The organism is Streptomyces solicavernae (assembly GCF_029968095.1).
In the GTDB taxonomy this organism is placed as follows: Bacteria; Actinomycetota; Actinomycetes; order Streptomycetales; family Streptomycetaceae; genus Streptomyces; species Streptomyces solicavernae.
Genome location: NZ_JASCIR010000037.1, coordinates 40,931 through 49,723, shown reverse-complemented (window position 1 = coordinate 49,723; position 8,793 = coordinate 40,931). Strand labels below are relative to the sequence as shown.

Sequence of the window (8,793 nt, the reverse complement as noted above, 5' to 3'; positions counted from 1 at the left end):
CACGGTCAACGAGGACGCCGAGTACGAGCTCGTACGAGACGACGAGTCCGTCGTCCAGGAGCCGCTCACCACGCCTGCTCACGCCGTGGTGAGTGACCCGCCCGCGGCCGTCGAGCCGCGCACAAAACCTGCTGAGCGCGAGCCCGAGGCCCAGGGAGAGGGCGATGTACCGCCCGCCGCATCCCCGGCGGACCACGTGGCTGACACCGGGACCGCAGCGCCTGCGTACGTCAACTCGTCCGTGCCGGTGGAGCCGGGCGGGACGGTGCGTGAGGACGAGCTCGTCTCCGTGGCGGCCGTCGCTTGCGCCCCGGAGCCGGCCGTACCGGCCGGCGCGGCCGCCGACCGGACCGGCACCCGGAGCATCGTGCAGATGCGGCTGCCCCACGACGAGCCCACCCCTACGGCAGACGCGGACGTGGCCCCTCCCATCGCTGCGGCCAACGACGCCAGCGAAGCGACCGAAGCGACCGAAGAAGCCAAGGGCGAGCGGGCCTTCGCACCGGCCCCGGCCGGACTCAAGGGAGCCGACCGCGTCGAGTTCTACTACAGGCAGCTGTCTCGGGCCCAGCAGGAGCTGTCGGCCAACGAGCTCGCCCCGCTCCTCGCTGCCGTCGCCGGCTACAAGGACGGCACCGTTCGGAAGTACATCGGCGCCCTGCGACGCGGTGCCTGATCCCGATTCCAACCGGGCCTGACCGCACCGCGATTCCAACGGCCTCGTCGTTCCAACCGCTGCAGTGGACGTTGGAATCTTTGCGACGGGCCACCGTTGGAACGGCGTTGGAACGGCCACTCATCGGCCGCGTTCCACCACCCACCGCGCCCACCCATCGCCCATCGGCCGCGCCCCCACTGGGACCCATCGGTCACCCGCCGGAGTGCCGACGGGCGGTTGGGTGAGTGGTGGTTCCAACCGGCCCATCGCCGTGGTGAGTTTGCCGCTCACCACGGCGTTGGAACGCGCTGACCTGCATTTTTCCAACCGTGGTGAGTGAACAACCGTGCCCGTCACCGCCGTGGTGAGTCCGTATCCACCACCCGCCGGACCGCACCCATCGGCACCCATCGCAGCCGTCCGATGGGTGCCGTCACCGGTCCAACGCTGCACCTGCGATGGACGATCGCAGCCCTGGAACGAACCACCGGCGCGGGCTGCGTTGGAACGCCGGAGCCATCGCTCGACGGGTTCCACCGGCCGCCGCCGCGGCCGTTTTTCCAACGCGGTCAACGCCGCCGGGCTGTCCCATTCCACCGGCGCGCCGCCCGCCGATGGAGACCGCTCCCCCTTCGCTCAACACCCCCAGGACCGTGCAGGCAGGAGAAGGCTCCGTCACTCACCACGGCGGCTTGTGGGCGCGCTGTCTCACTCACCACGACCGTGCCCCGGACTCACCACGCACAGAGTTATGACCTCGTGACGGCAGGCGGCAGTTGGTGGGGAGCCGGGCGGTGAGCGCCCCGGCGAACAGTGAGGCATCGACCAACACCTAGCCCCGAGGAGCACGTCCATGCCCCACGTTCCACGCCGCGACCGCAGCGGCCCTCCCGACTCCGGCGGCCCGCCCCGCGTACGGCGCCTGTCCCTCCGGCGCACCGCGCTCGTACGCGCAGCGGTCTGGCTCGCCGTGGCCAGCGGCCCGCTCGCCCTCCTCGCCAACCTCTCCTCCGCGCGTCCGCAGGAGGGCAGGCAGTCCGCACCCGTCACCAAGACGCAGAGCACGACGCAGACGTCCGCCGCGCCAGCCGGGTACGCCGAGCTGTTCCTCGGCCTGTGGCTGCGCGCCGGCAGCAGCGAGGACGGACCGGCCGCGCGGCAGCTGCGGGCCATGGCCCCGTCCGTGCCGCTGCCCGTCTGGGGAGAGCACCCGCCGACCGCCGAGCGCCTGGCCGCAGTACGGACCGAGCGCCAGGGCGGCGGTTCCTGGTCCGTGACGATTGCCGTGCACTTCAACGAGCCGACCCCGAAGCCGTCTTCGGGCTCCAGCGCGCAGCAGCCGGGGCTCGTCCGCTACTTCGCGCTGCCCGTCACGGTGACGGACACGACGGCGGCCCCTGGCGGGAAGCAGGAGTTCGCGGTCGCCGCGGCGCCCGCCGAGGTCGCCGGGCCCTCGGCGGCCGCCGAGCCCGAATCCCCGTACGAGGCCGCCGTCCCGACCGGCTCGGAGCTGTCCTCCACGGTGGGGGAGTTCCTCACCGCCTACCTCACGGCCACAGACGGCGGCGCCGACCGCTACCTCGCCCCCGGCACCACGCTGCCCGCCCCGGCGTCCGCGCACGCGGCGGACGTGAGCGTCGACGACGTGCGCTCCGTGGGGCGCACCGACGGCGCGGCCGGTGCGGACGGCGCCACCGTGCGGGTCCGGGCGCAGATCACCGTGAGCGACACCGACGGCCGGGTCTGGCCGCTGGCGTACGCGCTCAAGCTCCAAGCCCGCGACGGCCGCTGGGAGGTCCGGGCCGTGCAGTCCGGCCTGGAGACCTCCCGTGACACCGACACCACCACGAGCCCGAAGAGGACGCGATGAACACCACCCACCATGTCCTCGCCGGTGACCTCAAGGAAATCGGCGACCACTTCCTCAACCTCGGCGGTGACTGGGCAGACGGCAGCCTCAAGGTCGTCCTCGGGATCATCGTCGTCGTCAAGGTCGTCCAGAAGTTCTCGATGAAGGCCGGTATCGGCGCGCTGATCGGTCTCGTCCTGGCCCTGGGCATCTACGACGCCCGCGACGACCTCGGCGACTCCGTCACCGACGAGATCACCAACATCGGTGCCCCTTCCCAGATCCCGACGTACTCCAGCCCTGCCACGACGCCCGAGCCCGCCAAGGGGGGTGAACCGGCATGAGCAGCAGCGCTGTTGTCCCCGTACGGATCGGCCGGAGCTACACCCGCGCCCGCCGCTACCCCTGGGTCCTCGGGAAGATCGGCGACTGGACGCTGCCGCTCGGCCCGTACACCGTGCCCCAGCTCGTCATCGCCGCCGCCGGGATCTACGTGCTGATCAAGACGTTCTCCTGGTGGGCGCCGCTGGGCCCGCTCCCCGTCATCGCCCTCGGCGTAGCCGTATGGGCCGCACGCGCCAGCCGCATCGGAGGCCGCTCCCTGCTGTGGATCGCCTACGGCTGGCTCCGCTACCTCCTGCAGCCCTCCACCGGACGGATCGCCGGCCGCACCGCCCGCGCCCCGCGCACCCAGCTGCTGCAGGGCAGCATCCTCGTCTCCACTACCGCCGCCGAACCCGCGCCCGCCGCCGAACCCGCGCCAGCGCCCGCACGCTCCGCTCGTGCGGCCCGCCCGCGGCCGGCCCTACAGCGCACACCGCGCCCCGGCCCCTTCCACCGCCGCAAGCGGCACGCCGCGGCCGCGCCGGTGGTGAAGCCCGTCCCGACGCCGCTGCAGCAGATGTTCAACCAGTACGAGGGGGACCTGCGGTGAAGCTCGCCATCCGTCACATCGTCGACAACCTCGTGTGGTCCACCACCGGCGAGGTCTGGGGAATCTGGGCGCTCGCCCCGCAGGGCTCCCGCTACATGAACGCCCGCACCCGCGAAGAGCTCATCGGCCGGGTCACCTCCCTGGTCCGCTCCCTGCCCGGCACGGCCCGCCTGTACGGGCTGTGCGCCCGCACCGACCCGGGCGAGGTCATCGCCCGCACCGTCGAGGGCGTCGACCTGCACGCGCGCCCGTACTGGGCAGAGGTCGCCGATGCCCAACTGCAGCTCCTCGCGGGCGAAGACCTCACCACCCCGGTGGAGATGCACCAGCGCACCCTGTGGCTCACCATCCCGCTGCAGGCGGCCGGGGCCCGCGCCGGGCTGAGCGCCGCGCTCGCCTCCGGCTGGGCCGAACTGGCCAGCATGCTCGGCCTGCCCCCGGCGCCCGTGTCCGCCACCGAGGTCGCAGAGTGCCAGCAGCGCGCCCGGGAGATCACCGCCGAGCTTGAGGGCGGCCTCACCCTCACCCCGGCGAGCCCGGCCGAGATCGTGTGGATGCACCAGCACGCCGTCGCCCGCGGCCTGGACGAGCCCCTGCTGTCCGAGTCCTCCACCGCCTTTGCCCGTGGCAGCCGCCTCGTCAGCGGCATGCTGCGCGCCCCCGCACACACCGACCTCGGCCAGGTCCGCCTCCTGGAGGGCGGAACCGACGACACGACCCCCACGCCCACGCCCGCGAAGCCCGGCAAGCGCGGCACCTCCCGTACGAAGAAGGGCCGGGCGCGGCTGGGACGGCCGTGGCTGCAAGTGACCTCCGAGGCCGGCACCTCCTACCAGGCGCACCTGGCACTGGCGGAGATGCCCCGCAAGTACACCGCCGACGGCGGCGACTTCCTCGCGCAGCTGGACCGCATGCCGTTCGGCGTCGACTGGGTCTGCGACATGACGCTCGTGCCCACCGAGAAGGTCGTCCAGGAGGTCACGAAGAAGAAGCGCGACCTGGTCGACCAGGCCGAGCAGTACGCCGCCCGGCGCGAGACCGGACTGCCCGACGACATGCACGACGCCGCCGAGGACCTCGGCGACGTCAGCGCCCGCGCCTCGCGCAACACGATCGAGACCGAGGTCCGCTCGGTGACCGTCCTGACCGTCTGGGGCACGACAGCCGCCGAGGCCGACGAGCGGGCCCGCGCCCTTCAAGCCCGCCTGCGGCCCGGCCACTTCCGCCTGGTGCGGCCGGTCGGCGGCCAGGAAGACGCCTTCGCCCTCACCCTGCCCGCCACCCGCACCCCCGGCCCGCTGAACGAGTACACGCAGTACCAGTTCGGCGAGGACTGGGCCATGCACGGCGCCCTCACCGGGCAAGGGTTCGGCGACGGCAACGGCGTCATGGTCGGCATCAGCCAGGACACCGGCACCGTCACCCCCACCCTCCTCAACATCGCCGACGCCCCCTCCCGCAACGCCTCCGCGTCATTCGGGATCGCCGGTGACCTCGGCGGCGGCAAGAGCGTCCTGCTCAAGGAGATCTCCTCCGCCATCGTCGACCGAGGCGGCCGCGTCATCGCCATCGACCGCACCCGGCAGCGGGAATGGGCCCGCTTCGCACGGTCCGCGGCCGCCGGCCGCTGCCAGGTCGTCGACGCCGCCAAGGCCGAACTGTCCATCGACCCCCTGCGGGTTTTCGACGACCCGGCCACCGGCGCCCGCTACGCGCTCAGCTACCTCACCGTGCAGCTCGGCATCGGCCCGATGACCGAGTACGGGGCGCTGCTGAAGAAGGCCGTCGCCCAGGCCGCCTCCGCCCCCGCACCGTGCATGGCGCAAGTCCTCATCGCCCTCAAGGAGATGGCCGACGGCGACAGCGCCCGCGCCCAGCGGGCGACGTCCCTGCTGGAGTGGCTGCAGGTCGCCGCCGACGAGCCGCTCGCCGCCGCCGTGTTCAACCCCGACCTGCCGCCGCTCGACCTCACCTCCCAGGTGTCCAGCGACTTCGTCGTCATCACCACCACCGGCCTCACCCTGCCGCCCCGCGAAGCGGTCACGAACCCCGAGCTGATGCGCACGCAGCCGCTGGAGGCCCTCATCGGCCGCGCCGTGCTCTACCTCATCGCCGCGATCGCCCGTGAAGTCGCCTTCACCGACCGCCGCTTCACGCTGCTGCCGCTGGACGAGGCGTACTGGCTCACCTCCTCCGCCGAGGGCCAAGCGTTGGTCGACGAAGTCGTCTTCGACGGACGCAAGCACGGCGCCGGCGTCGGCCTCGGCTGCCACGACGTCCTCGAACTCGGCTCCTCCACCGCGCAGGGACTGCTCGCCTACCGGTTCCTGTCCCGCACCGGCGACGAAGTCCTGGCCGCCCGCGGCCTGGAATGGCTCGGCCTTCCCGGCGACGACGACGACCTGCTGCGCACGGTCACCACCGACCTCTCCCCGTTCGGCGAGAGAGACCGCGCCGGCGAGTTCCTCGCCCGCGACCCCCGCATGCGCATCGGCCGGTTCAAAACCCTCGTCCCGGGCGTGCCCCGGATCGCCGCCGACATCTACACCACCCCCGACACCGACGTCCTGGCCGCCGGACACGGTGACACCACCCCCGCGTTGGCCCTCACCACCGAATCCGGGAGTACGCGATGAGTGACACCTTCCGCCCCCGCCGCACCCGGCTCGCCAGCGCCCTGGCCGTCCTGCTGTCCGCGGCCGCCGTCACGCTCCTGCTCGTCCTCTCCCACACCGGCGTCCCCGACGCCTGGTGGCCGCAGACCGGCAACGCCTTCCCCCACACCGCCACCGCGGGCACCGCCCCCAGCGCCGAACCCGCCCCCACCCAGGCCAGCCCGAAGCCGAAGCCCGAGGACGACCCGTGCGACCTGATCGTCGGACCCGCCCACGCCTACTGCGTCGAGGGCCGGGACAACGCCGGACCGCCGTCGGGCTTCACCCCGGCCGCCGCCCTGCTGCTGACGCCGGCCGTGATCGGCGTCGTCGTGATCCGCTACCTGGCCCGGAGGAAGGCATGAGCCCGGCCGCCTTCTCCCGGTGGCGTACCGCCGTGACCCTGATCGTCCTGACCGCGCTGGTGACGGCGGCCGCCAGCACACCGGCATTCGCCGCCGACGGTGATCCTTCCGGGGGTCTCCTCGACCCTCTCAACGTCGAATCGTCCGAAGGCGTCCCGCTGGACCGCTACGAGCTCACCTCCTTCGGCGACGGGCCTGTCGAATCCGTCAAGGCGTTCATGATCACCGGATCCTTTGCCCTGTCGCGCACCATCACCGGACTCGGTTCCTGGCTCGTCGACTGGGCTTACCGGTTCCCCGTCCTGGACAAACTGGCCGGCCCGGCGCAGAAAATCTCGGACGCCTACGAGCGTGACGTCGTCGGACCGCTGGGCCTGGTGGGGGTGTTCACCGCCTGGGCGTTCGTGTTCGGCCTCGTCCTCATCATGCGCGGCCGCGTCGCCCGCGGCGCCGGGGAGATCATGCTGACCCTGGTGATCGGCGCGCTCGCGGCGACCACCACCGTCAAGCCCACGGTCCTCCTCGGCTACGACGGGCCGATCCAGCAGACCCAGCGCGTCGCCCTGGAGGCGGCCTCCATCACCTCAAACGGCGGTGACAAGGCCAAGGGAGCCGACCCCTGCGACCTGATCACCGGCCCCGCTCAGCAAGCCTGCCGCCAGACTCCACCGGCCAACGACCCGGCCGCCGCTGAAGCCCAGAAGAAGAAGCGCCAGAAGGCCTGCGACACCATCGCCGGCCCCGCCCGCGACACCTGTCTCAGTGGCGAGCGGCCGCTCGCGGCTGCCGACGTGTCCCGGCCGATCACCCGCACCCTCACCGAAACCCTCGTCGTCCAGCCCTACATGCTCCTCCAGTACGGCCAGCACCTCGACAAGGACGACCCCCTCTACAAGACCCACAAAAAGCTCATCGACCCCAAAAAGCCCAACACCGATCACTGCGACCGTGCCCCGGGGCCGGCCGGTGACCTGTGCCGCGACATGGCCAGCCAGACCTACCCCCAGGCCGAGTTCGAGAAAAAGGGCGCCGAGGGCAAGGCCATCGCCGCCTACATGACGTCCAACAGCTGGGAGCGCGTGTTCGGAGCCCTGCTCGTCCTGCTCACCACCTCCATCGTCTTCATCGTCATCCTGGCCATGGTCCTGGCCCAGTTCGCCGCGCAACTCGCCTGCGCCGCCGCCGCCGCCTGCACCCTGGTCGTCCTCGCCTGGGCCCTGCTGCCCGGCCCCAACCGGGCCGCGCTGTGGAAGTGGGTCGGCATCTACGCCTCCGCGATGCTCCTGCTGGTCGGCGTCTGCCTGATCATCCCCCTCTTCGGCGTCGCCGCGGCCGCGCTCCTCAAGGACAACTCCACCCCGATGATGGAGCGCCTGCTCACCCTGGTCGGCCTCGCCGTCACCCTCCTCGCCGCGCACCGCATCATGCTCCGCAAGGGCCAGACCCTCGGGCAGCGCATCGCCGCCCGCATGCGCTACGCCCGGATCGGCGGCAGCCACACCATGGGCGAGCACTCCGCCGCCACCGCAGCCGCCTTCTCCTCCCTCAACCACGGTGCCGGCGGCGGCATGGGGGGCTCACCCGCCCACCTCTCGTTCATGTCCCGCCACTCCGCCCTCACCTCAGGCCTGCGCGCCCTGAACGACCCCACCGGCCTGCCCGGCCACCCCGCAGCCCTCCTCAGCGAGGCCCACGCCGAAGGCCGCCGCGCTCTCGCCCCGCTCGCGCTCACCGCCCGCGCTGCACACAGCGTGCTGATCGGACCCAGGCAGCCGAAGGCCGGCCCGCCCCGCGGCGGCCGCACCCACAGCACGGTGATCGACGGCCGCACCGGACGCATCACCCACGACGCCCAAGGCGACGAATTCCGCCCGATCGGCGCCCGCCTCGAAGCCGGACTCAAACGCACCCGCGCCGGCCGCGTCATGGTCGGCACCGGCAAGGCCGCCTACTACTCGACCGTCGGACTGCCCGCGACCTGGACCCGCGCCCGGCGCGCAGCGAGCGCACACACCCACGACCTGCGCCAACAACTCGACCGCCAGCGCAGCCACTACCGGCAGGTCACCGACCGGTGGACGAGCGACAGCCGCGACGGCCTGCGCGACCTGACCACCCCCGCACGCCGCACCTACGAGGCCGTCTCCCAGCCACTGGAACGCGCGAACCGGCTACACACCTGGGACCAGACCTGGCTCGACGAGCACGGCACCCCCCGCTACGCCAACGCCGGCATGCGCGAGAACGGCGACGCACGGGTCCGCCGCTTCTCACCGCTCCTGGAAGCACAACTCACCCGCCGCGGAAACCGAACCCGCGGGGAGGACCAGTGA

General features: G+C 72.4%; 6 protein-coding genes and 1 pseudogene. All 7 read left to right on the top strand.

All coding sequences use genetic code 11. The annotated features are described in order from the left end of the window. A pseudogene (locus QIS99_RS28305) lies at positions 1–676 on the top strand (hypothetical protein); the annotation flags it as partial. A gap of 835 nt (positions 677–1,511) precedes the next feature. Continuing rightward, the gene (locus QIS99_RS28300; RefSeq protein WP_282516542.1) at positions 1,512–2,528 is read left to right on the top strand and encodes a conjugal transfer protein; all 1,017 of its coding nucleotides are present in this window, start codon (positions 1,512–1,514) and stop codon (positions 2,526–2,528) included. Next, complete coding sequence (locus tag QIS99_RS28295; protein WP_282516541.1) at positions 2,525–2,851, top strand: hypothetical protein; 327 nt, start codon at positions 2,525–2,527, stop codon at positions 2,849–2,851. The genes QIS99_RS28300 and QIS99_RS28295 overlap by 4 nt, the downstream gene beginning before the upstream one ends. After that, positions 2,848–3,441 (top strand): hypothetical protein, encoded by a 594-nt coding sequence (locus QIS99_RS28290; RefSeq protein WP_282516540.1) that lies wholly within the window; start codon positions 2,848–2,850, stop codon positions 3,439–3,441. The genes QIS99_RS28295 and QIS99_RS28290 overlap by 4 nt, the downstream gene beginning before the upstream one ends. Then, positions 3,438–6,077: an ATP-binding protein gene (locus tag QIS99_RS28285; RefSeq protein ID WP_282516539.1), complete on the top strand. Its 2,640-nt coding sequence runs from the start codon at positions 3,438–3,440 to the stop codon at positions 6,075–6,077. Before QIS99_RS28290 ends, QIS99_RS28285 begins: the two co-directional genes overlap by 4 nt. After that, the gene (locus QIS99_RS28280) at positions 6,074–6,460 is read left to right on the top strand and encodes a hypothetical protein (protein WP_282516538.1); all 387 of its coding nucleotides are present in this window, start codon (positions 6,074–6,076) and stop codon (positions 6,458–6,460) included. Before QIS99_RS28285 ends, QIS99_RS28280 begins: the two co-directional genes overlap by 4 nt. Then, positions 6,457–8,793 carry a hypothetical protein gene (locus QIS99_RS28275; RefSeq protein WP_282516537.1) on the top strand — a complete coding sequence of 779 codons (2,337 nt, stop codon included), beginning with the start codon at positions 6,457–6,459 and terminating at the stop codon, positions 8,791–8,793. Before QIS99_RS28280 ends, QIS99_RS28275 begins: the two co-directional genes overlap by 4 nt.

Bases quoted from the DNA above. Each gene is read 5' to 3' on its own strand.
- QIS99_RS28300 (WP_282516542.1), top strand. From the start codon at position 1,512: ATGCCCCACGTTCCACGCCGCGACCGCAGCGGCCCTCCCGACTCCGGC.
- QIS99_RS28295 (WP_282516541.1), top strand. From the start codon at position 2,525: ATGAACACCACCCACCATGTCCTCGCCGGTGACCTCAAGGAAATCGGC.
- QIS99_RS28290 (WP_282516540.1), top strand. From the start codon at position 2,848: ATGAGCAGCAGCGCTGTTGTCCCCGTACGGATCGGCCGGAGCTACACC.
- QIS99_RS28280 (WP_282516538.1), top strand. From the start codon at position 6,074: ATGAGTGACACCTTCCGCCCCCGCCGCACCCGGCTCGCCAGCGCCCTG.
- QIS99_RS28275 (WP_282516537.1), top strand. From the start codon at position 6,457: ATGAGCCCGGCCGCCTTCTCCCGGTGGCGTACCGCCGTGACCCTGATC.